The organism is Pseudomonas sp. P1_A1, from assembly GCF_056406935.1.
On sequence record NZ_JBFTZE010000056.1, the window covers coordinates 1 to 538 of the forward strand.

Below are 538 nucleotides of genomic sequence, written 5' to 3' on the forward strand. Positions count from 1 at the left end.
ATTCGTTACAGCAGGCGCTCATGGGGGTAGAGCTTCAATTGGGTCGGCAGATTCTGAAATCTTTACCCGCTTCGGTAGCCGCTTTAAAAGTAGATACACTACAGGACATAGTAATGAGTACCCAATGGGGCTGGAGTAACCTGAACATTCACCGGGTGTGGAAAAACAACGCCGATAAACAGTTGACAATTACTATTGGAAATGCAGGGATCTATGCAGGTTTAGCTGCTTTATATTTTTCAAATGCCGGTATGATCGAAGCCAATGGCGCTAAACAAAATTTTAAACAAGTAAGAGTTAAAGGCAACAAGGCAATCATTCAATACGAAGACAGTAAGGGATATACATTGATAGTGTCCATTGGCCAAGCTTCCATGATTGTTTGGGAATGTATCAACTTTGCCAACGAGCAGGAAGTGATGACTGCCGCTAATACTTTTGATATTGACGGAATAAAAAAGATGCTTGGGGAACAATAATTTTAATCTCAACATAAAAATTCATGAAGGCTTTTATAACATTAATCGCAGTCATCGCC

Annotated in this window: 1 protein-coding gene; it reads left to right on the forward strand. The window is 40.3% G+C overall.

Going from position 1 to position 538, the window contains the following annotated elements; translation table 11 throughout:
• A partial coding sequence (locus AC1D2Q_RS29555; RefSeq protein WP_477815553.1) for a hypothetical protein occupies nucleotides 1–479 on the forward strand: 479 nt, incomplete at its 5' end.
• Between the last annotated feature and the right edge of the window lie 59 nt (nucleotides 480–538).